We start from the raw sequence: 25,587 nt of genomic DNA, 5'->3' as shown, positions 1-25,587 counted from the left end.
CCATTCCTCGGGCACATTGTTTTTGAAAAGAACTCTCGGAGGAAAACCTTTCTGAAGAAAGGTTCTTCCGCCCTTCAAGAGCTGGCCCCCTTTCCAAAGACTTTTTGTGGTGATTCCAGGATACTATCAATGTTTTGGAAGAGGAGAGCGCGAGAGGGGAACCCTTTTGAAAAAGGTTCTCCCCTCTCGCAACGCTCTTGTTTTAAAGATACTTTTCTCTATTTCCTGCCCGGCCGTTCCGCCCCGCAGGGAGCCGGCGTCAGGGGCGGCAGTTCTGCCGCCGCATCCAGGGCCGGCATGCGGGCCTGCAGGCCGGCCAGCCCGTCCAGTTGCAGGCCGTACCGGCTCCAGGGCAGGCCGGCATCCTTGAATTGTTGCGCAAATTTGCCCACATCCGCCCTGGCGCCGGCGGCCAGCCACTGGTGCCCGAGGGGCTGCACCTCGTCGCGTCCGGCCAGGGCCTTGAGCCGCGGGACGATGACCTGCGCCACCCACTGCGGGTCTGCACCGCGGCCCTGGGCCACGACGATGAAGGCGTGAAAATCAGCCTCCGGCCCGAACGCCGCGCGCGTGGGCCAGCCGCTTTCCTGCAGCAGGGGCGTCTCCAGCAATGGGCGCAGCAGATTCAGGTTCTCCGTGCCCACCCGCTGGGCCAGACCGGTGGTGGCGCCGGGCGTCAGAAAATAGGCCACATAGGCGCGCTTGACTTCGTCCGGCCAGGGGGCATCCACCACTTCGTACAAGGCATCGCGGATGCGCAGGTTTTCCTCGGCCAGGGCCGCCAGGACCGCAGCCAGGGTGTCCTTGTCCACCACGGGCTGCCGCTTGCGGGCGTCCAGGGGCACCAGGGCCAGGCGCAAGGCTTCCAGCCGGGATTGGGCCTGACACAGGGCGGCGTCGAGGTCGCCCGTTTCCGGAGCGGCCGGCATCGCCTTGGGCTGCCGGGCCTGGGCAACGCCCGCAGCCGTCGTCAGCAGCATCAACACCATCATTGCCTGCAGCAGTGTGCGCATGGCTGTTCCTGTCGCCCGAGCCGGGCGGTTGCGGGGGACCTGCCCCAGGTCTGTTGCGTGATGCATGCTCGCCGTCCTCATGCCGCGCTGCTGTGTCGGTCCAGGCTGCGATAGTTGATGGCCTCGGCCAGGTGCTCCACCCGCAACGGGTCTGCGCCTTCCAGATCCGCGATGGACCGGGCGATGCGCAGCACCCGCGTGAAGGCCCGGGCCGAAAGGCCCAGCCGCTGCACCGCCTTTTCCAGGAAGGTCCGGTGCTCCGCCTCCAGGGGGCAGAAGGTCTCCAGCCACTTGCCGGAGAGGTCCGCATTGGTGCGGCAGGGGGTGCCGGCATAGCGGCGGGCCTGACGATCCCTGGCGGCGAAGATCCTGCCGCGCATGGAGGCGGAATCCGCCCCGGAGGCGCGCTGCATCAGGTCTGTATGATGCACAGCCGGCACGTCCACGTGCAGGTCGATGCGGTCCAGCAACGGGCCGGAGAGCCGGCTGCGATACCGCTGCAACTGGGGCGGGGCGCAGGTGCAGGCATGGCGGGAATCGGTCAGGTAGCCGCAGGGGCAGGGATTCATGGCTGCCACGAGCATCATGTCTGCGGGGTAGGACAGGCTCATGGCGGCGCGGGAGATGGTCACTTCGCCGTCTTCCAGGGGCTGGCGCAGCACTTCCAGGGCGCTTTTCTTGAATTCCGGCAGCTCGTCCAGAAAGAGCACGCCGCGGTGCGACAGGGAGACTTCCCCGGGCCGCGGGTATGTGCCGCCGCCCACCAGGCCGGCATCGGAAATGGTATGATGCGGACTGCGGAACGGCCGCGTGACGACCAGCGCCTGGTTCGATCCCAGCCGGCCGGCCACGGAATAGATCTTGGTCACTTCCAGGGCTTCATCAAAGGTCAGCGGCGGCAGCACCGAGGGAATGCGCTGGGCCAGCATGGTCTTGCCCGAGCCGGGCGGCCCCACGAAGAGCAGGTTGTGCCCGCCGGCGGCGGCAATCTCAATGGCCCGCTTGGCGTGCTCCTGGCCTTTGACCTCGGCGAAATCGATGTGAAACTGCTCGCGCTCGTTCCAGAGGGTGGCCAGATCCACCGCCAGCGGCGTCAGGGGCCGCTCGCCGGAGAGATGCGCCACGGCCTGTCCCAGGCTGGCCACAGGGTAGACGTCCAACCCCTCCACCACGGCCGCCTCGGCAGCATTGGCCGTGGGACACAACAATCCGCGCGCGCCCTCGGCCCTGGCCCGGATGGCCAGGGGCAGCACGCCGGGTACGGATCTGAGTTCGCTGGTCAGGGAAAGTTCGCCGCAGGCATGCCACCCCGCCAGGGCTTCGGCCGGCAGCATCTCGGCCGCGGCCAGCAGCGCCAGGGCCAGGGGCAGATCAAAGCCGCTGCCTTCCTTGCGCCGGTCCGCCGGGGCCAGATTCACGGTGATGCGCGCCGGTGGCAGCCGAAAGCCGGCATTCTTCAGCGCCGCAAACACCCGCTCCTTGGCCTCGCGCACCGCGCCTTCGGCCAGACCCACCATGGAAAAGCCGGGCAGGCCCTGGCGGGCGCAGTCCACCTCCAAAGAGACGGCGAAGGCGTCGATGCCGTACAGCGCGGCGCAGGCGGCGGCGGCGATCATGCCGGCGTCAATGCACCAGGGTCCCGATGCGATTCCAGCGGATGGAGCCCATGCTTTCCCAGGACCAATAGATCATCCAGGCCTTGCCGCGCAGGTTGCCCACGGGCACGAAGCCCCAGAAGCGGGAGTCCAGGGAATCGTCGCGGTTGTCGCCCATCACAAAATAGTTGCCGTCGGGCACCACGATGGGATCCTTGTGGTCCCGCGGTCCCATCACCACATTGGGATCCACGAACTGCACATAGGATTCGTCCAGGGCCTGCCCGTTGCGGTACACTTTCTTGTCCTTGATCTCGATGGTGTCGCCGGGCATGCCGATGACGCGCTTGATGAAATCCTTGGACGGATCGTTGGGATTCTCGAAGACGATGATGTCGCCATGCTCGGGCGTGGCCCACATGGTCAGATAACTATGGGTGAAGGGCACCTTGATGCCGTACGAGAGCTTGGAGACCAGCAGGTAATCCCCTATCTGCAACGTCTGCAGCATGGATCCCGAGGGGATGGTGAACGCCTGCACCACGAACGCGCGGATGAACATGGCCAGCACAAAGGCGATGATGAGCGCCTCTGCGTATTCCTTGAGCATTTTTTGCCAGCGAGGAGTCATGCGAGTGTCCTTGTTGAATGCCGAAAGCCGCCGCGCCAAAGACGGGAAAAGCACGCAGGCACGGCGAGGAGGCCGCCTCGTTCCAGCGGGTCCCCTCGCCTTCCACCCTGCAGCGTGGTGCTAGTCTTCTCCCACTTTCAGGGCTGCGAGGAAGGCTTCCTGGGGAATTTCCACGTTGCCCATGCGCTTCATGCGCTTTTTGCCTTCTTTCTGCTTTTCCAGCAGTTTTCGTTTACGGGTAATGTCGCCGCCGTAGCATTTGGCGGTGACGTTCTTGCGCATGGGGGCAATGCGCTCACGCGCGATGACCTTCATGCCGATGGAGGCCTGGATGATGACCTCGAAGAGCTGCCGCGGGATGGTGTTCTTGAGCTTGGTGGCCACCATTCGGCCCATGCGATAGGCGTTGTCCCGGTGAACAATGGAGGACAGCGCATCCACCGGCTCGGTATTGATGAGAATATCCAGCTTCACCAAGTCCGCGGGCCGGTAGTCGATGATCTCGTAATCCAGGGACGCATAGCCCTTGGTGCAGGACTTGAGCTTGTCGAAAAAGTCGAAGACGATTTCTGCAAACGGCAGCTCATACGTAATGATAACCCGCGCCGAGGTAAGGAAACGCACGTCCTTCTGGGTGCCGCGACGCTCCTCGCACAGGGCGAAGATGGCCCCCACGAACTCGTTGGGCACATGGATTTCCATGCGCACGTACGGTTCAGCAAAGGAGGCGATTTCTCCGGGCGGCGGCAGGGAGGCGGGGTTGTCTATCTCCACCACCTTGCCCTTGGTCGTCTCCACCCGATAGGCCACGGTGGGCGCGGTGGTGATGAGCTGGGCCTCGAACTCCCGCTCCAGCCGCTCCTGGATGATTTCCATGTGCAGCATGCCCAGGAACCCGGCACGGAAGCCAAAACCCAGGGCCTGGGAGGTTTCCGGCTCGAAGCTGAAGGCGGTGTCGTTGATCTGCAATTTTTCCAGAGCGAACTTGAGGGATTCGTACTCCGCCGGCTCCGTGGGATACAGGCCGCAAAAGACCATGGGCTTGATCTTCTTGAAGCCGGGAAATGGCTGCTCCGTGGGGCGCAACGGATCGGTGATGGTGTCGCCCACGTTGGCATCGCCAAGATTCTTGATGTTGGCCGTCAGAAAGCCCACCTCACCCACGGAAAGTTCCTGCACGGCCAGGGCATCCGGTGAGAACACCCCCAGCTTGGTGACTTCGAAATCTTTCTTGGTGAAATGCATGCGGATTTTCTGGCCCACACGGATGGATCCGTCCAGGATGCGGAAGAGCACCACCACGCCCTGATAGCTGTCGTGCCAGGAGTCGAACACCAGCGCCCGCAGCGGGGCGGCGGCATCGCCCGTGGGCGGCGGCAGCTTGGTGACGATGGCCTCCAGCACCTTTTCCACGTTCAGCCCGGTCTTGGCCGAGACGGCAATGGCGTCGGCACAGTCCAGGCCGATGCTCTCCTCCACTTCCTGCTTCACGCGGTCGGCGTCGGCGCTGGGGAGGTCCACCTTGTTCAGGACGGGGATGATTTCCAGATTGTGATCCAGGGCCAGATACACGTTGGCCAGGGTCTGGGCCTCCACCCCCTGGGTGGCGTCCACCACCAGCAGGGCGCCTTCGCAGGCGGCCAGGGAGCGCGAGACTTCGTAGCTGAAGTCCACGTGACCAGGGGTGTCGATGAGGTTCAGGATGTACTGCTTGCCGTCCGCCGCCTTGTACGGCAGGCGCACGCTCTGGGCCTTGATGGTGATGCCGCGTTCGCGCTCCAACTCCAGGCGGTCCAGATACTGCTCGCGCTTGTCGCGATCGGCAATCAGGCCCGTTTTTTCCATGAGCCTGTCGGCCAGGGTGGACTTGCCGTGGTCAATGTGCGCGATAATGCTGAAATTTCTAATGAGTTTTGGATCGGTCATTCTTTGTGTCTGGCGTATGGCTGGCGTGCGCCGGGTGCATTGAAAACGCGAAACCCCCTGCCTGCTTGCGCAGTCGCGGGGTATGAAACGCGCGCGTCAAGGCGGGAGTCCCCTGCCCTGCGCTCCGACTTCTCTTACTGGAAAGCCCTGGCGAAGTCTAATGGAAGGATGCGGGCTTTCCAAAAAAAGCGGCGCCCCGAAGGACGCCGCTGTGATGCGATGCGAGGAGCCTGCTACCCGTCGATGAGCAGCGGGTTGTCCTCCAGCTCTTCCAGGAACTTGTCGGGCCGTTCGGGCTGGTCCGGCACGGCGATTTCCGCATCCACGTATTTGCGGTAGCCCGTGCCCGCCGGGATGAGCCGGCCGACGATGACGTTTTCCTTCAGGCCGCGCAGGGGATCTTCCTTGGCCAGCAGAGAGGCCTCGGTGAGCACCTTGGTGGTTTCCTGGAAGGAGGCGGCAGAGATGAAGCTGTCCGTGGTGAGGGATGCCTGGGTGATGCCCAGCACCAGCGGTTCACCCTGGGCAGCGCGCTTGCCTTCCATGATGGCGCGGTTGTTTTCTTCCATGAAGCGATGCTTGTCCACCTGCTCGCCCAGGAGGAAGGTGGTGTCGCCCGGATCGAGGATGCTGATTTTCTTCAGCATCTGCCGGACAATGACCTCGATGTGCTTGTCGTTGATATTCACGCCCTGGAAGCGGTACACGTCCTGGATTTCTTCCACCAGGTAGTTGGCCAGGAACTTTTCGCCCTTGATCTTCAGGATGTCGTGCAGTTCCGGGTAGCCTTCGGTCAGCAGTTCGCCGGCTTCCACGAAGTCGCCGTCCTGGACGGTGATGTGCTTGCCCTTGGGGATGAGGTATTCCTTGAGCTCGCCGGCTTCGGGGGTGACCACCAGACGGCGCTTGCCCTTGGATTCCGTGCCGTGGGTGACGATGCCGTCGATTTCCGACACCACGGCGAGGTCCTTGGGCTTGCGGACTTCAAAGAGCTCGGCCACGCGGGGAAGACCGCCCACGATGTCCTTGGTCTTGGAGGTTTCGCGGGGCTTACGGGCGATGATGTCCCCGGCTCTCACTTCCATGCCGTCGCGCACCATGAGGATGGCGCCCACGGGCAGGGTGAACACGGCCGGGATGGCCGAATCCGGCCGCGGCCGCGGCGAGCCCGAGGCATCGCACACGGAGATGGAGGGTTTGAAGTTGGTGGACCGGTATTCGATGATGGTCTGGGTGGCCATCTTGGTGATTTCGTCGGTCTTTTCCTGGAAGGTCTTGCCGTCGATGATGTCCGTGAACTTGACCACGCCGTCCACGTCGGTGACGAAGGGCTCGTTGAAGGGGTCCCACTCGGCCAGGACCTGCCCCTTGCGGATCTGGTCGCCGGCCTGCACGTGCAGCTTGGCGCCCGTGGGCAGGACGTACTTTTCACGCTCGCGGCCCTGCTCGTCCACGATGCTGATCTGCCCGCTCTTGCCGAGCACCAGGAACTTGCCCTCGACGTTCTTGACCATCTTCACGCGGGACATGGCCACCGTGCCGGCGTGCTGCGCCTGGATGGAGGAGCGCTCGACTTCACGCGAGGCCGTACCGCCGATGTGGAAGGTACGCATGGTCAGCTGGGTGCCGGGTTCGCCGATGGACTGCGCGGCGATGATGCCCACGGTTTCGCCGATGTTCACCAAATCGCCCCGGGCCAGGTCGCGGCCGTAGCAATGGGCGCACACGCCGTGGCGGCTCTGGCAGGTGAGCGTGGAGCGCACCATGACCGAGGAGATGCCGCGGTCTTCGATCATCAGGGCCAGCTCTTCATTGACGAGCGTGTTGGCCGGCAGCATTTCTTCCAGGGTGTCCGGATCGAAGATGGGGAACAGGAGCGAGCGGCCGAGGATACGCTCGGACAGGCGAACCTTGATGTCCCCGCCCTTGACCAGATGCCCGATTTCCAGGCCGTCCACAGTGCCGCAATCGACTTCCCCGATGATCACGTCCTGCACCACGTCCACCAGACGACGGGTGAGGTACCCGGAGTTGGCGGTCTTGAGGGCCGTGTCGGCCAGGCCCTTTCGTGCGCCGTGGGTGGAGGTGAAGTACTGCAGCACCGAGAGCCCCTCGCGGAAGGAGGAGGTGATGGGCGTTTCGATGATTTCGCCGGAAGGCTTGGCCATCAGGCCGCGCATGCCGGCGAGCTGGCGCATCTGGTCTGCGTTGCCTCGGGAGCCGGAGTGGCTCATCATGTAGATGGGGTTAAAGCTGATGTTGGCTTCCACCCTGCCGGTTTTGGGATCAGTGATGAAGTCCTGGCTGATCTCGTCCATCATCTCCTTGGAGACGGCGTTGGTGACCTTGGTCCAGACGTCCACCACCTTGTTGTACTTCTCTGTCTTGGTGATGATACCTTCGCGGTACTGCTGCTCGATCTGGTCCACTTCGTTGCGGGCGTCTTCCAGGAGTTTGGGCTTCTTGGAAGGGATTTGCAGATCCTTCACGCCAATGGTCACGCCGGCGCGGGTGGCGAACTCGTAGCCGGTATCCTTGAGGCGGTCGCACAGGATGACCGTGGCCTTGGTGCCGGCGCGGCGGTAGGTCTCGCCCACCAGACGGGCGATGTTCTTTTTGGTGAGGATCTGGTTCACCATTTCAAAAGGCACCTGCTCGGGCACCACCTGCCCCAGGATGACGCGGCCGGGCGTGGTGTCCAGCAGTTCGCCATCGATGCGGCACTTGATGCGGGCGTGCAGATCCACGGTGTTGGCGTCGTACGCGGCAATGACTTCCCACGGCGCGGTGAAGATCTTGCCTTCCCCACGCTGGAAGCTGCGCTCCACGGTGAGGTAGTACAGCCCGAGCACGATATCCTGCGACGGCACGATGACCGGCGAGCCGTTGGCGGGCGACAGAATGTTGTTGGTGCTCATCATGAGCACGCGGCATTCGATGTTCGCCTCCACGGAAAGGGGCACGTGCACGGCCATCTGGTCGCCGTCAAAGTCGGCGTTGTAGGCGGAGCAGACCAGCGGGTGCAGCTGGATGGCCTTGCCTTCCACCAGGGTGGGTTCAAAGGCCTGAATGCCCAGACGGTGCAGCGTGGGCGCGCGGTTGAGCAGGATGGGATACTCCCGCACCACTTCTTCCAGGATGTCCCACACCACCAGCTCTTCGCGTTCCACCATCCGCTTGGCGGATTTGATGGTGGAGGCCAGCTCTCTTTCTTCCAGCTTGGCATAGATGAAGGGCTTGAACAGCTCCAGGGCCATCTTCTTGGGCAGGCCGCACTGGTGCAGCTTGAGCTTGGGGCCCACCACGATGACGGAACGGCCGGAGTAATCCACGCGCTTGCCCAGCAGGTTCTGGCGGAACCGGCCCTGCTTGCCCTTGATCATGTCCGAGAGAGACTTCAGGGGCCGGCCGTTGGTGCCGGTGATGGCCCGACCGCGGCGACCGTTGTCAAAGAGCGCGTCCACCGCTTCCTGCAGCATGCGCTTTTCGTTGCGGATGATGATGTCCGGCGCGCCAAGCTCGATGAGCCGCTTGAGGCGGTTGTTCCGGTTGATCACCCGGCGGTAGAGGTCGTTCAGGTCCGAGGTGGCGAAGCGGCCGCCGTCCAGGGGCACCAGGGGGCGCAGCTCGGGCGGAATGACCGGGATGACTTCCAGAATCATCCACTCGGGCCGGTTGCCGCTTTCCAGGAAGGCTTCAATGATCTTGAGCCGCTTGGTGAGCTTTTTCTTCTTGGTCTGGGAGCGGGTGGTCTGGCTGTCCTCGCGCAGTTCCACGCGCAGGGTTTCCAGGTCCAGCTCTTCGAGCAGGGAGCGCACGGCTTCCGCGCCCATGCCCACCTTCACGGCGTCCTCGCCGTAGTGGTCCAGCACCTGCATGTACTGCTCTTCCGTGATGACCTGATACTTCTGCAGCGTGGTGCCACCGGCGTCCAGCACCACATAGGAATCAAAGTAGAGGACCTTTTCCAGGTCCGCCATGGTCATGTCCAGGAGCGTGCCGATTTTGGACGGCAGGGTCTTGAGGAACCAGATGTGCGCCACGGGCGCGGCCAGCTCGATGTGGCCCATGCGTTCGCGACGAACCTTGGACGCAATGACTTCCACGCCGCACTTTTCGCAGACAATGCCGCGGTGCTTCATGCGCTTGTACTTGCCGCAGTTGCACTCGTAATCCTTCACCGGGCCGAAGATCTTGGCGCAGAACAGGCCATCGCGCTCCGGCTTGAAGGTGCGGTAGTTGATGGTCTCCGGCTTCTTGACTTCCCCGAAGCTCCATTCCCGGATCTTCTCCGGCGAGGCGATGGAGATCTTGATGGCCTTCAGGGTATGGCTGGTGACCGCCTGATTGGCGGCGCCGCGGAAGGAGAACAAATCGTCCAGACTCATATATCGACTCCCTGGCGTGACAGGTGGTTGCCGTGGGATGGTTGCTGCAATTGCCGGATTAGTTGTTGGAGAGGAACTGCGGTTCCCGTCTGGCCTTTTTGCGTTCTTCCTCGATGAGGGTCACGTCCAGGCCCAGGCTCATCAGTTCTTTCACCAGCACGTTGAAGCTCTCGGGCAGGCCTGCTTCCAGGAAGTTCTCGCCCTTGACGATCTTCTCGTACATTTTCACGCGACCGGCCACGTCGTCCGACTTGACGGTGAGGAATTCCTGCAGCAAGTGCGCCGCGCCGTAGGCTTCCAGCGCCCACACTTCCATTTCCCCCAGCCGCTGGCCGCCGAACTGGGCCTTGCCGCCCAGGGGCTGCTGCGTGACCAGGGAGTACGGGCCTGTGGAGCGGGCGTGGATCTTCTCGTCCACCAGGTGGTGCAGCTTGAGCATGTACATGACGCCCACGGTGACGCGGTTCATGAACTCGTCGCCGGTGCGGCCGTCGTAGAGCACGCTCTTGCCGTCGTCAGGCAGGCCGGCCAGGGCCAGCCAGGACCAGATTTCGTCTTCGTGGGCGCCGTCAAAGACCGGCGTCTTGGTGACGATGCCGTTGCGCAGATCCCGGGCCATGGGGATGAGTTCCTCATCGCTTACTTCCGCCAGCATGGCTTCGATTTCCGAGGTCTTGAAGACACGGGAGATCTCCGCGCGCAGGACTTGCGGGTCCACGGCGGCGTCGGCCATGCGGGCCAGCTGGGCGCCCAGCTCGCGCGCGGCCCAGCCCAGGTGGGTTTCCATGATCTGCCCGATGTTCATACGCGAAGGCACGCCCAGGGGGTTGAGCACGATGTCCACGGGGGTGCCGTCGGCAAAGAAGGGCATGTCCTGGATGGGCAGAATGCAGGAGACAACGCCCTTGTTGCCGTGGCGGCCGGCCATCTTGTCGCCCACGGAGAGCTTGCGCTTCACGGCGATGTGAACCTTGACCATCTTGATGACGCCGGGGGGCAGGTCGTCCCCCTCGGTCACGCGGCCCTTCTTCACTTCATAGAAGCGGTTGATGAAGGCCAGCTGGTTGTCGTACTCGTCCAGCAGGGCCTGAATTTCGTCGTTGGTTTCCTTGCTCTTGAACAGACCGGCCATCTTTTTGATGGGCGCGTCGTCCAGCATGTCGCGGGTCAGGGTGTGGCCGGTTTCCGCCAGCACCTGGCCCTTTTTCTTGCCCATGAGGTTGGTGACGATCTGCTTGCCCTGGATGAGACCCCAGATCTTGTCGCGCATGCTGTTGGTCAGGGCGGTGATGTGCTGCCCTTCCATGCGCTCCAGGCGGGCCAGTTCCCAATCCTCAATGGCCTTGGTGCGTTCGTCCTTCTCGCCGCTTCTGCGGTTGAAGACCTTGACGTCGATGATGGTCCCTTCAATGCCCGGGGGCACTTTGAGGGAGGTGTTTTTCACGTCGCGGGCCTTGTCGCCGAAGATGGCGCGCAGCAGCTTTTCTTCCGGGGTGAGCTGGGTTTCGCCCTTGGGGGTGATCTTGCCCACCAGGATGTCATCCGCCTTGACGTTGGCGCCGATGCGGATGATGCCGCTCTCGTCCAGATTGCGGAGCATGTCTTCGGAGACGTTGGGGATATCCCGCGTCACTTCCTCGGGGCCAAGCTTGGTGTCCCGGGCCACCACTTCGAACTCCTCGATGTGCACGGAGGTGTACACGTCTTCCTTCACCACGCGTTCGGAGATGAGGATGGAGTCTTCGAAGTTGTACCCGCACCAGGGCATGAAGGCCACCAGCAGGTTCTTGCCCAGGGCCAGCTCGCCATTCTGGATGGAGGGACCGTCGGCCAGCACGGTGCCGCGCTTGACCTTGGTGCCGGGAATGGCCAGGGGCCGCTGCCCGAAGCAGGAGTTCTGGTTGGACTTGTGGTACTTCTGCAGCTCGTAGGCCTTCACCCCGCCGGTGCGCTTGTGCAGGTCGCCCTCGTAGCTGACGATGACGCGCTGGGCGTCCGCATGGCGCACCACGCCTTCGCCCTCGGCCAGCAGACAGGAGCCGGAGTCCTTGGCCACCACGCCTTCCATGCCCGTGCCCACCAGGGGCACTTCGGGCCGCAAGAGCGGCACGGCCTGGCGCTGCATGTTCGAGCCCATGAGGGCGCGGTTGGCGTCGTCATGTTCCAGGAAGGGGATGAGCGCGGCGGAGATGGAGACCATCTGGCTGGGCGAGATGTCCATCAGGGTCACTTCTTCCCGCGGGCTCATGAGCACGTCGCCCTTCATCCGGGTGGTGAGCATGTCGGCTTCGAAGCCGCCGTCATCCTGCAAGGTGGCGTTGGCCTGGGCGATGACTTCGTCATACTCCCGGGAGGCGTCCAGGAAGTAGATGTCGCTGGTGACCTTGCTGTCCTTGACCACGCGATACGGCGTTTCGATGAAGCCGAAGTCGTTCACCCGGGCGTAGGTGGTCAATGAGACGATGAGGCCGATGTTCGGGCCTTCCGGTGTTTCGATGGGGCAGATACGGCCGTAGTGGGAGACGTGCACGTCGCGCACTTCAAAGCCGGCCCGCTCACGGGTGAGGCCACCGGGCCCAAGGGCCGAAAGCCGGCGCTTGTGGGTGACTTCGGAGAGCGGGTTGGTCTGGTCCATGAACTGGGAGAGCTGGGAGGTGCCGAAGAACTCCTTGAGCACAGCCGCCACGGGCTTGGGGTTGATGAGGTCGTGGGGCATCAGCGTGGCCACTTCCTGCAGGCTCATGCGCTCCTTGATGGCGCGCTCCATGCGCACCAGGCCGATGCGGTACTGGTTTTCCACCAGTTCGCCCACGGGCCGCACGCGGCGGTTGCCCAGGTGGTCGATGTCGTCGGCCGGGCCGTGGGAGTCCTTCAGGCGGCACAGCAGGCGGATGGCGGCCAGGATGTCCTCATCGGAAAGGGTCCGCTCGTCGCGGGTCTGCGGGAAGCTCAGACGCTGGTTGAGCTTGTAGCGGCCCACGGGGGAGAGGTCGTAATAATCCGCGTTGCGGAACAGGTTCTCGAAGAACGCGGCGGCGATTTCGGGCGTGGGCGGGGAGCTAGGGCGCAGGCGGCGGTAGATTTCCACCTGGGCCTGTTCCATGTCTGCGGTCTTGTCCAGCATCAGGGTGTCGCGCATGGAGGGGGACACGTCCGTGCCGCGGGTGTGCAGCACGGGCAGCCGCTCAATGCCGGCCGCCTGGAGCTTGCCCAGCAGATCCATGGTGATGTCGTCCCCGGCTTCGGCCATGACCTCGCCCGTCTCGGGGTTGGCCATGTCCTTGGCCAGGAACAGGCCTTCCAGGGTTTCCCGGGCCAGGGGCACCACCTCGACGTTCTTTTCGCCGAAGATGCGCCAGTGGCGCTTGGTCAGGGGCTTGCCAGCCTCCACGATGACCTTGCCGTCGGCGTCGGTGATGTCGTTGACCGGCGTTTCCTTGCGGTACATGTGCTTTTGCACTTCCCACAGCACGCGCTCGGTATCCAGGCGGTACCACTCGGTTTCATAAAAATAGTCAAGGATGTCCGCCTTGTTCATGCCCATGGCCTTGAACAGGATGGTGGCGGGCATCTTGCGGCGGCGGTCGATGCGGACGTACAGGATGTCCTTGTGGTCAAAATCGAAATCCAGCCAGCTGCCGCGCATGGGGATGATGCGGCAGGAGTACAGCACGCGGCGGCTGGAGTGCGTCTTGCCGGAATCATGCTCGAAGATGATGCCGGGGGAGCGCTGCAGCTGGTTGACGATGACGCGCTCGGTGCCGTTGATGATGAAGGTGCCCTTGTCCGTCATCAGGGGGAGCTTGCCAAAATAAATGGGCTGCTCCTTCATGTCGCGCAGGGTACGGATGCCGGTTTCGACATCCACATCGAAGACCACCAGGCGGACCTGGATTTTGATGGGGGCCTCGAAAGTCAGGCCCTTGGAGATGCACTCGTCCTCATCGTACTCGGGGTCGTAGATCTCGTAGCCGACGTACTCCAGACTGGCCGTCTTGTTGAAGTCCTCGATGGGGAAGACGCTGCGGAACACGGCTTCCAGGCCCACGTCGGGCTTGCGGTCTTCCGCCGCCACGCCGATTTGCAGGAACTGCCTGTAGGACTCCACCTGCAGGTCCAATAGGTGCGGGATGGGCAGGGAGTGGTGAATCTTGCCGAATTTCTTGACGAGCTGACCCATTGTCGATCCTTTGCGTGTGCGGACTGCGGACTTCCTGCCATGCGGCTGCGTGGGCACGGCGCGCAGGGCGGCGCGGCGGGAAGGCCGTGGTCAGTGGCGATAAGGTGGACCGTTAGCGGCGCATTTCCCTAAAATGAAAAAAAGCTGGGCAACGTACAACATCCCGAGCGCCTCCTACAGGGGAGCGCCCAGGGCTGTTGACGTTCACGCCAGCAACAAGTATCTGGAATGAAAACTCATTCGTGTGGCACGTTGGCAAAGCAGACGCCTTTATGGACGCCATCGCGGGCCGCCGTATCTGGGTCTATTAGCCCGCGCGTACAAAAAAAGCAAGGGAGTTGGAGAAAAAAAACCGGACGCCCTGCCACAGCAAGGCGCCCGGGTGCACATTCATCCAAACGACTACTTGACTTCCACCGTGGCGCCGGCTTCTTCCAGCTGCTTCTTGGCGGCTTCGGCGTCTTCCTTGGACACGGCTTCCTTGATGGGCTGGGGAGCAGCGTCCACCTTGTCCTTGGCTTCCTTCAGGCCCAGGCCGGTGAGGGCGCGCACGGCCTTGATGACGGCGATCTTGTTGCCGCCGGCTTCCTTGAGGATGACGTCGAATTCGGTCTTTTCTTCCACTTCTTCAGCGGGGGCGTCAGCAGCGCCCATGCCGGGCATCATCATCATGCCGGCCATGGGGGCAGCAGCAGACACGCCGAACTTTTCTTCCAGTTCCTTGATGAAGTCAGCCAGCTCCAGCACGGTCATATTGGAGATGAAGTCAACAACTTGTTCTTTGGTCACGGTAGACATTGGAAAGCTCCTTGGGGGGTGAAGAACGGTGGCGAGGCGCTAGGCGGCTGCCTTTTCCTTCTCGTCTTTGATGGCGGTCAGCACGTTCAAGAACGACCGAGGCACATTGGCCAGCAGGCTCACAAAGTTCTGGGGCACGGCGCGCATGGTCCCCAGGGCCTGGGCCAACAACTCGGGCCGGCTCGGCAGCTTGGAGAGGTCTTTGAGACCTTCGTCGCTGATCTGCTTGCCCTGCAGGTTGGCGTAGCGGATGGTGAACTTCTTGTTGGATTTGGCGTAATCGGTGATGACCTTGGCGGTCAGCACCGGATCGTCATATCCAATGACCACAGCGCAGTTCTCCTTGAGCACATCGCCCAAGGGTTTAAATGCGCTTTCGGTAAAGGCGATCCGCGCCAGGGTGTTCTTGACGACTTGCAGATCAATCTGCTGCGCTCTGAGCTTCACCCTGAGGTCGGTCATTTCCTCTACCTTGAGGCCCTTGAAGTCCGTGACCACCATGATCTGCGCCTTGCCTGCCTTGACGCGCAAGGCGTCGATGATGGCGGCTTTTGCGTTTCTATCCATGGTCACTGCTCCTTTTCCCGGGACGTCCCGGGAAATCAGTCCTCAGGCACAGAAAATGAGCCAAAGTCTCGGCAGGACGCTTCAGGACCCGAAAGCCCGCCTGCTGTCTTCGACTCGTCCCCGTGTCTGTCTGTCGACGAACGAACATGCACACTGCATGCCCCCTCGTCTCTATCGCGTCGTTCCGCCGCGCGCCGGCGGACGTGGTGCGCTGTAATAACGCGAGGGGATGCCCTGGCGTGGTGCGCCGGCATCCCCTCGCGCGAGTGGCGTCCTGATTAGCTGGCGCCTTCGAGCATCTTGCGAACGCTCAGGGCGTCCACTTTCACGCCGGGCCCCATGGTGGTGGCCAGGGCCACCTTCTTGAGGTACGTTCCCTTGGCGGCGGAGGGCTTCAGACGAACCACATGGTCCACCAGGGCCTTGAGGTTGTCCAGGAGCTTTTCCGGCCCGAAGGACACCTTGCCCAGGGGAGCGTGGAGCACGCCGGCCTTGTCCACCTTGAATTCCACGCGGCCGGCCTTCATTTCGCGCACCGCGGTGGCGAGGTCGAAGGTCACCGTGCCGGTTTTGGCGTTGGGCATGAGGCCGCGCGGGCCGAGGATACGGCCAATCTGGCCCACCTTGGCCATCATATCCGGGGTGGCCACGGCCTTGTCAAACTCAAGGAAGCCTTCCTTGATTTTGTCCACCAGATCGTCGCCGCCAACGATGTCCGCCCCGGCATCGCGGGCTTCGGCCACCTTGTCGCCTTTGCAGAAGACGGCCACGCGCACGGTCTTGCCCAGGCCATGCGGCATGGTGACAGCGCCGCGGACCATCTGGTCGGAATACTTGGGATCCACTCCCAGATTCATGGCCACGTCCACCGTTTCATCGAATTTGGCCACGCGGCTCGCCACGGCGAGCTTCATGCCTTCTTCAATGTCATAGAGCTTCAGCGGATCAATGGCTTCCGCAGCCTTGCGATAGTTCTTGCCGTGTTTGGGCATGACATGTCTCCTGTGAAACTAGCCTTGGATATCAATGCCCATGCTGCGGGCGGTACCCATGATGGTCTTCATGGCAGCGGGAAGATCCGCGGCAGTCATGTCCACCATCTTGAGTTTGGCAATTTCCTCAACCTGCGCCATGGTGAGGGTGCCAATCTTGTTGCGGTTGGGCTCACCGGACCCCTTGTCTTTCTTGGCGGCCTTCATCAGCAGCACCGAGGCCGGAGGGGTCTTGGTGATGAAGGTGAAGGTACGGTCGGCGTAAATGGTGATTTCCACCGGAATGATGGTGCCGACCTGATCCTGGGTCTTGGCGTTGAAAGCCTTGCAGAACTCCATGATATTCACGCCGTGCTGGCCCAGGGCGGGACCGACTGGCGGAGAAGGGTTGGCCTTGCCGGCCTGGAGCTGCAGCTTCACCTTGCCCGTAATTTTCTTGGCCATGACTTTCTGCCTCGCTTGAACCGTCTCGATGCGAAACCGCGTGCCGGGGCCTAGCCCTTGGTCACCTGGACGAAGTCCAGTTCCACCGGCGTCTGGCGGCCGAAGATGGAGACTTCCACCCGCAGTTTGCCTTTGTCGTAATTGACATCGTCCACCACGCCGTTGAAGCCGTTGAAGGGCCCGTCGATCACGCGCACTTCGTCCCCGCGTTCAAAGTGGAACTTGGGCCGGGGCTGCTCCTGTCGGCTGACCATCATTTCAAGAATGCGCTGGGCCTCATGCTCATGCATGGGGCTGGGCTTGTTCTTGCCCCCCAGAAACGCCGAGACCTTGGGGATGTTAAGCACCATGTAGGCGGACTCGTCGTTCATCAGCATCTTGACCATCACGTACCCAGGGTAGAACTTGCGGGTGGAGGTGCGCTTAATGCCTTGCACCAGTTCCACCACTCGCTCCGTAGGCACCACCACTTGCTTGATGTAGCCCTTGTCCTGCCCGGTACGCATCATTTCAAGCAGCGTCTTTTCCACACGCTGTTCGAACCCTGAAAAGGTATGCAATATATACCAGCGGGCCTTGGGGCCGGCGCCTTCCTGGAGTTCCAGAGAAGGCTGAGGCGCCTGGGGGCCGGTTTCCATTTCCGTCATAGCCCCCCCTAGGAAAGCAACAACTCCACAATTTTGGACAAGGACATGTCCGTCAGCCCCAGGAACACTGCCATCACCACCGTCAACACGAGCACGGCAATGCTTGTGGCCTGTGCTTCCTTGCGCGAAGGCCAAGTGATCTTCTTCAGTTCGACCTTGGCTTCTTCAAAGAACTCCTTGAGCTCCTGCACCTTGCGGGCCAAGCCTTGGGGGGAGTCAGCTTCTTTTTTGGCACCATCGCGACGGGCAGACTTGCTGGCCGCAGGCGTTGCCTTGTCGCGGGCCGCCTTGTCGCGGGCCTGGGCGCCAGGAGAATTCTTACGTTCCGTGTCGCTCACATGGGCCATGATACACAACCTTCGCATTTCGGCCGCAGCTGGGGCCGGAGTTCGGCCACGGTACGTCCTGTTAGCTGGGCGCCTGCGCCGCTGCCACAAGCGGCTTTTCGAAATAAATATGGCAGGGCAGGAGGGACTCGAACCCCCAACATCCGGTTTTGGAGACCGGCGCTCTACCATTAGAGCTACTGCCCTGCGCTTCACGCGCCGCGAAACTTACAGACTACTTGGTTTCGCGATGCACCGTGTGCTTTTTGTCCCACGGGCAGTACTTCTTGACTTCAAGACGCCCGGTGGTGTTCTTCTTGTTCTTTTCCGTCGCGTAGTTGCGGCGTTTGCATTCCGTGCAGGCAAGCTGGATGTTGATGCGCATCTGGTTACTCCATGATCTCAGACACAACGCCAGCGCCAACCGTGCGGCCGCCTTCGCGGATGGCGAAGCGCATGCCTTTTTCCATGGCGATGGGGTGGATGAGCTCGACCTCGAAGGTCGCGTTATCGCCGGGCATGACCATTTCCACGCCCTCGGCCAGCTTGATCACGCCAGTCACGTCCGTGGTCCGGATGTAGAACTGGGGGCGATAGCCGGTGAAGAACGGCGTGTGCCGGCCGCCTTCTTCCTTGGAGAGCACGTACACTTCCGCCTTGAACTTCTTGTGCGGGGTGATGGAACCGGGCTTGGCAAGCACCTGGCCGCGTTCCACATCCTCACGCTTGACGCCGCGAAGCAGCGCACCAATGTTGTCGCCGGCCTGGCCCTGATCCAGCAGCTTGCGGAACATTTCCACGCCCGTGCAAGTGGTCTTCACCGTGTTCTTGATGCCGATGATTTCCACTTCCTCGCCCACTTTCACAATCCCGCGCTCCACGCGACCGGTCACCACAGTGCCGCGGCCGGAGATGGAGAACACGTCTTCGATGGGCATCAGGAAGGGCTTGTCGATGTCGCGCACGGGCTCGGGGATGAAGCTGTCGCACGCGGCCATCAGTTCGTGGATGCAGGCGGTGGCCGGATCGTCAGCCGTATCGACCTGCAGCGCGCCCAGGGCAGAGCCGCGGATCACCGGGATGTCGTCGCCGGGGAAGCCGTACTTGGAGAGCAGCTCGCGCACTTCCAGTTCCACCAGCTCCAGCAGTTCTTCGTCATCCACCAGGTCCACTTTGTTCATGAACACCACCAGCGTGGGCACGCCGACCTGACGGGCGAGCAGGATGTGCTCACGGGTCTGGGGCATGGGGCCGTCAGTGGCGGCCACCACGAGGATGGCGCCGTCCATCTGGGCTGCGCCGGTGATCATGTTCTTGATGTAGTCGGCGTGGCCGGGGCAGTCCACGTGCGCGTAATGGCGATTGGCGGTTTCGTACTCCACGTGGGCCGTGGCGATGGTGATGCCGCGTTCCTTTTCTTCAGGCGCCTTGTCGATCTGGTCGAAGGCGATGAACTTGGACTGGCCCTTCATCGACAACACCTTGGTGATGGCAGCCGTCAGCGTGGTCTTGCCATGGTCGATGTGCCCGATGGTGCCGATGTTAACGTGCGGCTTGGACCGTTCGAATTTTGCCTTGCCCATGCTATAACCCCTTGCAGCGTTTGCGTTCGTATCGTTGGCACGCGTTGCCCGGCGTTTCTCCCGGCGAGGCGGTCTATCCTGGCGGCCAACAGCCGGAGACATCGCCACATGGGCCGGGCCTGCCCAAAAAAAATGTACTGGAGCCCATGACCGGATTTGAACCGGTGACCTCTTCCTTACCAAGGAAGTGCTCTGCCGACTGAGCTACATGGGCCCTCTTGCCATGACGAGAGGAGTGGTGTGAAGTGGCGGGACATGCGAGTGGAGCGGGAAACGGGACTCGAACCCGCAACCCTCAGCTTGGAAGGCTGATGCTCTAGCCATTGAGCTATTCCCGCGTCCTGCTTCCCCTGCACCGTAGTTCCACAACAGCGACTCGCAGATGCGACACCGTCTCCTACAGCCATCAGGCTTGCAATGCAATATGGTGGAGGGGGGTGGATTTGAACCACCGAAGGCGTACGCCGACAGATTTACAGTCTGTTCCCTTTGGCCACTCGGGAACCCCTCCACTGGAGCTGGCGATGGGACTTGAACCCGCAACCTGCTGATTACAAGTCAGCTGCTCTACCATTGAGCTACGCCAGCGTGCCTTTCAAAGAACTGCCGCGCGTTGGTTGCGCGCTGCAAAGATGGTTTCAATACGCAGACGGCGCCGGCCCGTCAAGCAGAATTTTATTCCGCCGCAAAAAAAGTTGTCTCACCCTGCGCGGCGCGCCCGGAGCATGCGGTCCAGTCCAGCCAGATCCCGCACCACATCCACCTCGCACCAGGGGCCATCCGCCAGCAGCATCGCGGCGCGAGGTCCCTGCAACCACCCTATTTCACAGACAAACAATCCGCCAGGGGCAAGCACCCTGCCCGCTTCCCCTGCCAGGGGGGCCAGGGCGGCAAGGCCGTCGTCCTCCGGCGGTGCGGCGTGGGGCACCAGGGCGGCCGCCGGCTCGAAATTTCGCACGCCCGGGTCCAGCTCGATGTATTCCCGCGGGGACACGTACGGCGGATTGGCCACCACCACGTCGGCCCAGCCATCGGCCAGGGGCAGGCAGGCAAAATCCGACTCCAGGAGCGCCACCCGATCCTGCACGCCATGTGCGACGAGGTTGCGTCGCGCCCAGGCCAGGGCCTCGCGGGAGCGGTCCACGGCCACGCCCCTGCCGGCGGGGAACAGCCGCCCCAAGGTTCCGGCCAGGCAGCCGCTGCCCGTGCCGCAATCGGCAAAGCGCAGGCGGGCGTTGCGGTCATGGGCGGCCAGCACAGCTTCCACCAGCATCTCGGTTTCCGGCCTGGGGATGAGGCACCCCTGCCCCACCGCGAAATCCATCCCGAAAAATTCCTTTGTCCCGGTGAGGTAGGCCACCGGCTCACCCTCGCAGCGTCGCCGGGCCAGGGCCAGGAGGCGATGACGTTGCGCTTCGGTCAGCGTCCGGTGGGGTTCCATCACGTGCAGGCGCTCGTCGGTGTCCAGGGCATGCTCCAGCAGTACGCTGGCGCTCAGGCCGGGGGACTCCACGCCGGCATCCTCAAAGGCGGCCCTGAGGGCCAGCCGGGCCTGCCGCACGGTGCAGTCGGACGCGAGGGAGACGGGCGGGGACTGCTGCAGCGTCACGCCGCATCGGCCTGAGACTTGAGGGCCTCGGCCTGATAGTGGGTCACCAGGGCCTCCAGCATCTCGTCCAGATCGCCATCCAGGAAGTTGGGCAGCTGATAGATGGTGACGTTGATGCGGTGGTCCGTCACGCGGCCCTGGGGAAAATTGTAGGTGCGGATGCGTTCGGAACGGTCGCCGCTGCCCACCAGGGCGCGGCGGTTTTCAGCTTCCACGGCATGCTGGCGTTCCTGCTCGGCCTGGAGGATGCGCGAACGCAGCACCTTCATGGCCTTGATCTTGTTCTTGGTCTGCGATTTTTCGTCCTGGCAGCTCACCACCACTCCCGTGGGGATGTGGGTGATGCGCACGGCGGAGTCCGTGGTGTTCACGCTCTGCCCGCCGGGGCCGCTGGCACGGAAGACTTCGACGCGCAGATCGTCCTGACGGATATCCACGTCCACTTCTTCCGCCTCGGGCATGATGGCCACGGTGCAGGCCGAGGTATGGATGCGGCCCTGACTTTCCGTGGCTGGCACGCGCTGGACACGGTGGGCGCCGGATTCGTACTTCAGCCGGCTGTACACGCGGTCGCCGCTGATGGTGGCGATGACTTCCTTGTACCCGCCGGTGGCCGATTCGCTGGCCGACAGGATCTCGTACTTCCAGCCCTTGCGCTCGGCAAAACGGCAGTACATGCGGAAGAGGTCTGCGGCAAAGAGAGCGGCTTCCTCGCCGCCGGTGCCGGCACGCACTTCCAGGATGACGTTCTTCTCGTCCAGGGGGTCCTTGGGCAGGAGCAGGATCTTCAGCCGTTGCTCCAGCTCCGGCAAGAGGGCCTTGAGGCGTTCCAGCTCCTCCTCGGCCATGGCCCGGATCTCCAGATCGCCATCCTTGAGCATTTCCTTGTTTTCGTCCAGCTCCTGGAGGCCCTTGCGGTGTTCGCGGTAGGTGGCCACGATATCCTTGAGATCGGAATGGGCCTTGGTCAGGGCGCGGTACCGTGTCTGGTCGTTGTAGATCTCGCCGTCCGAGAGCTGCCGTTCCAGCGTTTCGAACTTCTGCTCAATGGATTCGAGTTTGGCGAACATGACAAAATACCGTCCCTGAAATGCTGGCGCACGCAGGCGCTAGGAGGCGGAAGGAATGACCGAGGCCTTGTGCGTGGCTTCGATAAAAAAGCCGTCGTCGTCGGCAAGTTCCTCGGGCGTGGCAGCCAGGGCAGCGGTCAGCGCGGCGGCAGCCACTTCGAGCTGGTCGTCTTCGGGCTCAAAGGTCGTCAGCCGTTGCAGACACATGCCCGGGCCGGAAAGGAAGCGGCAGAAGGCGCTGCCATCGTACCGGCTGGCCAGACGGATGGCTTCGTAGGCCAGGGAGCTGATGGGCGCAAGCATCAGGAGCTTGCCCGCCACCACATACAGGTGCTTGAGCACGCTGTTTTCCGGCGAATACACCGCCAGCAGCTGCGGCACCAGAATGGTGTGCATGCAGATGGACAGGCTGAGCACCAGCAGCAGGAAGGTGGTGCCGCAACGCGGATGCAGCCGGCTGTATGCCCGGGCGCAGGCCGGCTCCAGGGGCTGGCCCTTCTCGTGGGCCCAGATCATCTTGTGCTCCGCGCCATGATACTGAAAGACGCGGCGAATGTCCGGCACAAAGGAAATGGAGACGATGTAGCCCAGGAAAATGCCCAGCTTGAAGATGCCATCCCAGACATGGAAGAGGATGCCATCCATGTCGCTGCCCAGGCCGATGGCCTGCATCCCCAACGAGAAGAGATGCGGCACCACCACAAAAAGCCCCAGGGCCAGGCCAATGGAAGCAGCCAGGGTAAGCACCAGATGCCAGGATTTGAGCCCGCCGCCCGGCTCGCGCGGGCCGGCAGCTGCCGGGTCCGCAGGCCCGTCCATGTCCTCCGCAGCCAGCACGGCGGAATGGTTCAGGGCCTTCACGCCGTTCACCAGCGTTTCCAGCAGCACGGGAAAGCCGCGGATCATGGGCTTGCGCAACCAGGCCGCCTTGGTGAGGCTGAACCACGGCCACGTTTCCACGTGGATGGAGCCGTCGGCCCGGCGCACGGCCAGGGCCAGCTTGTCCGCGTGGCGCATCATCACCCCTTCCATGACTGCCTGCCCGCCCACCATGGGGCGAGAAGAGCCAAGCAGAGGCAACAACCGTTTGAGCGCGCCCCGAGCCATATGCATGCTACCGTTTGCCCTGCTTGGGCGCCTTGGCGGCCTTGGCGGCGTCCAGGTTTGCGTACTTCTTGCGGAAGCGGTCGATACGGCCGGCGGTGTCCACAAAGCGCTGCTTGCCGGTGTAGAACGGATGGCAGGCGGAGCAGATTTCCACGGGCACTTCAGGACCCTTGGTGGAGATGGCCTTGATTTCGTACCCGCAGGCGCAGCGAATGGTGGCCTCAAAGGTCTTGGGGTGGCCTTCTTTCTTCATGACACGTCTCCTGACGAAATTGGCGGAAGGATGGAAAAGAGAACTCGGATACTCGAAGCACCCTGCCTTGGCAAGCAGAATTTTTCCCTGCGCCTTCGTTCCCGAGCGTCCTGTCTGCATTTGTACATATATCGCCATTCCCGCCCTGGCAAGCCGTGAAATATGGCACAATGTAACGGGACTGGCATTTTTTCCCGGCGTAGGCTAGATTGATTGCTCGACCAACTGCGTCCGACCGGCCGCCGCATCCGCCGGCCGCTTGTTCTGTTCACCTCTGCCGTGCATCCACAGTGCTTTTTGGAGACACCATGCTTTCCTTCACGCCCAACGCCGCCCTGCAGGCGCTCCTTGACGAGCATCTTCCCCAGCTTGCCGCCTCCGAAGGTCTTTCCCTGGAATGTGTTGCCCAGGCCATTGCCCAGGGCACCATGGTTCTGTTGGGCAACCCCGCCCATCCCGGCCTGCGTCCCCTGCTGGTGGGCCAGCCCACGCGCGTCAAGGTCAACGCCAACCTCGGCGCCTCGCCCATGGCCTTTTCCCACGACTCGGAAATGACCAAGCTGGATGTCGCCCTGCAAGCCGGCGCAGACACCGTGATGGATCTCTCCACCGGCGGCGACCTGACCCCCATCCGCACGGAAATGCTTGCCCGCTGCCCCGTGCCCCTGGGCACCGTGCCCCTGTACGGCGTGGTCCAGCGCCGTCTGGACGCCAAGGCCGACATGCACGACTGGACCGCCGACGATCTGGTGGAGGAAATCCGCCTCCAGGCCGAACAGGGCGTGGACTTCATGACCCTGCACATGGGCGTCACCCGTCGCGGCGCAGACCTGGCCCAGGCCAAGGATGCCCGCGTCCTGGGCATCGTTTCCCGCGGCGGTTCCATCACCGCGGCCTGGATGCGCAAGCACGGCATGGAAAATCCCCTGCTCGAACGCATGGATGAGGTGCTGGACATCTGCGCCCGTCACAATGTGGTCATCAGCCTGGGAGACGGGCTCAGGCCCGGCGCAGGCGTGGACGCCGGCGACGCCGCCCAGTGGGAAGAAGTCATCGTCCTGGGCGAGGTGGCCAAACTGGCCCGGGCCCGCGGCGTGCAGGTAATGATTGAAGGTCCCGGCCACGTCCCCCTGCATCAGGTGGGCGCGCAAATCCAGGGCATCAAGCGCCTGTGCCAGGGCGCGCCGCTGTACGTCCTTGGCCCGTTGGTGGTGGACTGCTCCCCGGGGTACGACCACATCGCCGCGGCCATCGGCGGTGCGCTGGCCGTGCAGCACGGGGCGGATTTTCTGTGCTACGTGACTCCGGCCGAGCACCTGACCCTGCCCGAAGTGGAAGACGTGCGCCAGGGCGTAATGGCCTCGCGCATTGCCGCCCAGGCCGGCGAAGTGGCCCTGGGCCGGCCCCACGCCCTGGCCCGCAACCTGGAAATCTCCAAGGCCCGCGCCCGGCTGGACTGGGAGGGCATGGCCGCCAATGCGCTGGATCCGGCCATGGTCTGCCGTCGCGGCCCCGGCGCCAAGGAAAAAGCATGCGCCATGTGCGGCGATTTCTGCGCCGTGCGGCTGAACGAGCAACTCTTCAAATAAGCAGGAGCGTTCCATGTTCACCCTCGTCCTTGTGCGTCACGGCGAAAGCGTCTGGAATCTGGAAAACCGTTTCACCGGCTGGACCGATGTCGGCCTGACCGACAAAGGCCGCCAGGAAGCCAAGGACGCCGCCCGGCTGCTCAAGGACGGGGGCTATGTGTTTGATGTCTGCTACACTTCCTACCTGCGCCGGGCCATCGAGACCCTGCATCTCATCCAAAGCGAGATGGACACCCTCTGGCTGCCCGTGCTCAAGTCCTGGCGGCTGAACGAACGCCACTACGGCGCGCTGCAGGGACTGAACAAGAGCGAGATGGCGGCCCAGTTCGGCGAGGAACAGGTCTTCATCTGGCGGCGCAGCTACGACACCCCGCCTCCGGCCCTGACCGAGGATGATCCCCGCCACCCCGGCAAGGACCCGCGCTACGCCGCCCTCCCCCCCGAAGAGCTGCCCCTGACCGAAAGCCTCAAGCTCACCGTGGCCCGGGTGCTGCCCTACTGGGATGCCGAACTGGCCCCGGCCATCCGCGCCGGCCGGCGGCTGCTGGTGGCCGCACACGGCAACTCCATCCGCGCCCTGGTGAAGCATCTGGATCAGATGTCCGACGAGGCCATCGCCGGCCTGAACATCCCCACGGGCGTGCCCCTGGTCTACGAACTGGACGACACCCTCGCCCCCATCCGTCATTTCTACCTGGGCGATCCCGAGGCCGTGGCCGCCAGACAGGCCGCCGTGGCCGCCCAGGGCAAGAAGGGATAACCTCCGCACTCCAAACCGCGCGCGGTTCCAGCTTCCGGAACAAGGGCGTTGCACGGGAGCCCCCGCTTGAGAGGGCTCCCGTGTGCAATCTTTATCCTTGCGCACTTCC

20 protein-coding genes and 5 tRNA genes are annotated in these 25,587 nt (G+C 63.0%); 2 read left to right on the top strand and 23 right to left on the bottom strand.

From position 1 onward, the window contains the following. Positions 1-218 precede the first annotated feature (218 nt). From DGI_RS08310 to rpmE, 23 genes are all read right to left on the bottom strand, one after another. The gene (locus DGI_RS08310; RefSeq protein ID WP_027192952.1) at positions 219-1,013 is read right to left on the bottom strand and encodes a hypothetical protein; all 795 of its coding nucleotides are present in this window, start codon (positions 1,011-1,013) and stop codon (positions 219-221) included. Between the two features lie 77 nt (positions 1,014-1,090). Beyond that, entirely contained in the window at positions 1,091-2,629 is a 1,539-nt protein-coding gene (locus tag DGI_RS08305) for a YifB family Mg chelatase-like AAA ATPase (RefSeq protein WP_021760457.1), read from the bottom strand. Positions 2,630-2,636: 7 nt separating this feature from the next. Beyond that, the gene (gene lepB, locus DGI_RS08300) at positions 2,637-3,239 is read right to left on the bottom strand and encodes a signal peptidase I (protein WP_021760456.1); all 603 of its coding nucleotides are present in this window, start codon (positions 3,237-3,239) and stop codon (positions 2,637-2,639) included. 120 nt (positions 3,240-3,359) lie between these two features. Further along, positions 3,360-5,165 carry a translation elongation factor 4 gene (gene lepA, locus DGI_RS08295; RefSeq protein WP_021760455.1) on the bottom strand — a complete coding sequence of 602 codons (1,806 nt, stop codon included), beginning with the start codon at positions 5,163-5,165 and terminating at the stop codon, positions 3,360-3,362. A gap of 233 nt (positions 5,166-5,398) precedes the next feature. After that, positions 5,399-9,553, bottom strand: a complete 4,155-nt coding sequence (gene rpoC, locus DGI_RS08290; RefSeq protein ID WP_021760454.1) for a DNA-directed RNA polymerase subunit beta' — start codon at positions 9,551-9,553, stop codon at positions 5,399-5,401. A 58-nt stretch (positions 9,554-9,611) separates the two neighbouring features. After that, entirely contained in the window at positions 9,612-13,733 is a 4,122-nt protein-coding gene (rpoB, locus tag DGI_RS08285) for a DNA-directed RNA polymerase subunit beta (RefSeq protein WP_021760453.1), read from the bottom strand. Positions 13,734-14,135: 402 nt separating this feature from the next. Further along, the gene (rplL, locus tag DGI_RS08280) at positions 14,136-14,531 is read right to left on the bottom strand and encodes a 50S ribosomal protein L7/L12 (protein WP_021760452.1); all 396 of its coding nucleotides are present in this window, start codon (positions 14,529-14,531) and stop codon (positions 14,136-14,138) included. A 39-nt stretch (positions 14,532-14,570) separates the two neighbouring features. Beyond that, positions 14,571-15,098 (bottom strand): 50S ribosomal protein L10, encoded by a 528-nt coding sequence (gene rplJ, locus DGI_RS08275; protein ID WP_021760450.1) that lies wholly within the window; start codon positions 15,096-15,098, stop codon positions 14,571-14,573. Positions 15,099-15,376: 278 nt separating this feature from the next. Beyond that, entirely contained in the window at positions 15,377-16,090 is a 714-nt protein-coding gene (gene rplA, locus DGI_RS08270; RefSeq protein ID WP_021760448.1) for a 50S ribosomal protein L1, read from the bottom strand. An 18-nt stretch (positions 16,091-16,108) separates the two neighbouring features. Continuing rightward, positions 16,109-16,534, bottom strand: a complete 426-nt coding sequence (gene rplK / locus DGI_RS08265) for a 50S ribosomal protein L11 (RefSeq protein WP_021760446.1) — start codon at positions 16,532-16,534, stop codon at positions 16,109-16,111. A gap of 50 nt (positions 16,535-16,584) precedes the next feature. Then, positions 16,585-17,172 carry a transcription termination/antitermination protein NusG gene (gene nusG / locus DGI_RS08260; protein WP_021760444.1) on the bottom strand — a complete coding sequence of 196 codons (588 nt, stop codon included), beginning with the start codon at positions 17,170-17,172 and terminating at the stop codon, positions 16,585-16,587. A 17-nt stretch (positions 17,173-17,189) separates the two neighbouring features. Further along, positions 17,190-17,546, bottom strand: coding sequence for a preprotein translocase subunit SecE (gene secE / locus DGI_RS19525; protein ID WP_327024273.1), 357 nt, complete (start codon positions 17,544-17,546; stop codon positions 17,190-17,192). Between the two features lie 92 nt (positions 17,547-17,638). Further along, positions 17,639-17,714, bottom strand: a tRNA-Trp gene (locus tag DGI_RS08250). A 28-nt stretch (positions 17,715-17,742) separates the two neighbouring features. Continuing rightward, positions 17,743-17,892, bottom strand: coding sequence for a 50S ribosomal protein L33 (rpmG, locus tag DGI_RS08245; RefSeq protein WP_021760442.1), 150 nt, complete (start codon positions 17,890-17,892; stop codon positions 17,743-17,745). A 4-nt stretch (positions 17,893-17,896) separates the two neighbouring features. After that, positions 17,897-19,090, bottom strand: a complete 1,194-nt coding sequence (gene tuf, locus DGI_RS08240) for an elongation factor Tu (protein ID WP_021760441.1) — start codon at positions 19,088-19,090, stop codon at positions 17,897-17,899. A gap of 138 nt (positions 19,091-19,228) precedes the next feature. Beyond that, positions 19,229-19,304: transfer RNA gene (locus DGI_RS08235), tRNA-Thr, on the bottom strand. A gap of 48 nt (positions 19,305-19,352) precedes the next feature. Then, a tRNA-Gly gene (locus DGI_RS08230) sits at positions 19,353-19,428 on the bottom strand. A gap of 87 nt (positions 19,429-19,515) precedes the next feature. Beyond that, positions 19,516-19,601: transfer RNA gene (locus DGI_RS08225), tRNA-Tyr, on the bottom strand. A 2-nt stretch (positions 19,602-19,603) separates the two neighbouring features. Continuing rightward, a tRNA-Thr gene (locus tag DGI_RS08220) sits at positions 19,604-19,678 on the bottom strand. 112 nt (positions 19,679-19,790) lie between these two features. After that, the gene (gene prmC / locus DGI_RS08215; RefSeq protein ID WP_021760440.1) at positions 19,791-20,699 is read right to left on the bottom strand and encodes a peptide chain release factor N(5)-glutamine methyltransferase; all 909 of its coding nucleotides are present in this window, start codon (positions 20,697-20,699) and stop codon (positions 19,791-19,793) included. After that, the gene (gene prfA, locus DGI_RS08210) at positions 20,696-21,769 is read right to left on the bottom strand and encodes a peptide chain release factor 1 (protein WP_021760439.1); all 1,074 of its coding nucleotides are present in this window, start codon (positions 21,767-21,769) and stop codon (positions 20,696-20,698) included. The genes prmC and prfA overlap by 4 nt, the downstream gene beginning before the upstream one ends. 39 nt (positions 21,770-21,808) lie before the next feature. Further along, the gene (locus tag DGI_RS08205) at positions 21,809-22,882 is read right to left on the bottom strand and encodes a DUF1385 domain-containing protein (RefSeq protein ID WP_407656280.1); all 1,074 of its coding nucleotides are present in this window, start codon (positions 22,880-22,882) and stop codon (positions 21,809-21,811) included. A gap of 1 nt (position 22,883) precedes the next feature. Next, positions 22,884-23,129, bottom strand: a complete 246-nt coding sequence (rpmE, locus tag DGI_RS08200) for a 50S ribosomal protein L31 (protein WP_021760437.1) — start codon at positions 23,127-23,129, stop codon at positions 22,884-22,886. Between the two features lie 308 nt (positions 23,130-23,437). On the opposite strand from rpmE, the gene thiC reads away from it, so the two are divergent. Together thiC and gpmA are read left to right on the top strand one after the other, a co-directional pair. Next, on the top strand, positions 23,438-24,718 hold the full coding sequence (thiC, locus tag DGI_RS08195) for a phosphomethylpyrimidine synthase ThiC (protein ID WP_021760436.1): 1,281 nt from the start codon (positions 23,438-23,440) through the stop codon (positions 24,716-24,718). A gap of 13 nt (positions 24,719-24,731) precedes the next feature. Then, a complete protein-coding gene (gpmA, locus tag DGI_RS08190) occupies positions 24,732-25,478 on the top strand; it encodes a 2,3-diphosphoglycerate-dependent phosphoglycerate mutase (RefSeq protein WP_021760435.1) in 747 nt (248 codons plus the stop codon). Positions 25,479-25,587 lie beyond the last annotated feature (109 nt).

The sequence above is a fragment of the Megalodesulfovibrio gigas DSM 1382 = ATCC 19364 genome (genome assembly GCF_000468495.1).
GTDB lineage: Bacteria > Desulfobacterota > Desulfovibrionia > Desulfovibrionales > Desulfovibrionaceae > Megalodesulfovibrio > Megalodesulfovibrio gigas.
The sequence above is the reverse complement of the archived record's forward strand: the minus strand, read 5'-3'. Positions and strand labels throughout refer to the sequence as shown.

Coding starts and splice junctions, on each gene's coding strand:
- DGI_RS08310 (WP_027192952.1), bottom strand. CDS start 1,013: ATGCGCACACTGCTGCAGGCAATGATGGTGTTGATGCTGCTGACGACG.
- DGI_RS08305 (WP_021760457.1), bottom strand. CDS start 2,629: ATGATCGCCGCCGCCGCCTGCGCCGCGCTGTACGGCATCGACGCCTTC.
- lepB (WP_021760456.1), bottom strand. CDS start 3,239: ATGACTCCTCGCTGGCAAAAAATGCTCAAGGAATACGCAGAGGCGCTC.
- lepA (WP_021760455.1), bottom strand. CDS start 5,165: ATGACCGATCCAAAACTCATTAGAAATTTCAGCATTATCGCGCACATT.
- rpoC (WP_021760454.1), bottom strand. CDS start 9,553: ATGAGTCTGGACGATTTGTTCTCCTTCCGCGGCGCCGCCAATCAGGCG.
- rpoB (WP_021760453.1), bottom strand. CDS start 13,733: ATGGGTCAGCTCGTCAAGAAATTCGGCAAGATTCACCACTCCCTGCCC.
- rplL (WP_021760452.1), bottom strand. CDS start 14,531: ATGTCTACCGTGACCAAAGAACAAGTTGTTGACTTCATCTCCAATATG.
- rplJ (WP_021760450.1), bottom strand. CDS start 15,098: ATGGATAGAAACGCAAAAGCCGCCATCATCGACGCCTTGCGCGTCAAG.
- rplA (WP_021760448.1), bottom strand. CDS start 16,090: ATGCCCAAACACGGCAAGAACTATCGCAAGGCTGCGGAAGCCATTGAT.
- rplK (WP_021760446.1), bottom strand. CDS start 16,534: ATGGCCAAGAAAATTACGGGCAAGGTGAAGCTGCAGCTCCAGGCCGGC.
- nusG (WP_021760444.1), bottom strand. CDS start 17,172: ATGGAAACCGGCCCCCAGGCGCCTCAGCCTTCTCTGGAACTCCAGGAA.
- secE (WP_327024273.1), bottom strand. CDS start 17,546: ATGCGAAGGTTGTGTATCATGGCCCATGTGAGCGACACGGAACGTAAG.
- rpmG (WP_021760442.1), bottom strand. CDS start 17,892: ATGCGCATCAACATCCAGCTTGCCTGCACGGAATGCAAACGCCGCAAC.
- tuf (WP_021760441.1), bottom strand. CDS start 19,090: ATGGGCAAGGCAAAATTCGAACGGTCCAAGCCGCACGTTAACATCGGC.
- prfA (WP_021760439.1), bottom strand. CDS start 21,769: ATGTTCGCCAAACTCGAATCCATTGAGCAGAAGTTCGAAACGCTGGAA.
- DGI_RS08205 (WP_407656280.1), bottom strand. CDS start 22,882: ATGCATATGGCTCGGGGCGCGCTCAAACGGTTGTTGCCTCTGCTTGGC.
- rpmE (WP_021760437.1), bottom strand. CDS start 23,129: ATGAAGAAAGAAGGCCACCCCAAGACCTTTGAGGCCACCATTCGCTGC.
- thiC (WP_021760436.1), top strand. CDS start 23,438: ATGCTTTCCTTCACGCCCAACGCCGCCCTGCAGGCGCTCCTTGACGAG.
- gpmA (WP_021760435.1), top strand. CDS start 24,732: ATGTTCACCCTCGTCCTTGTGCGTCACGGCGAAAGCGTCTGGAATCTG.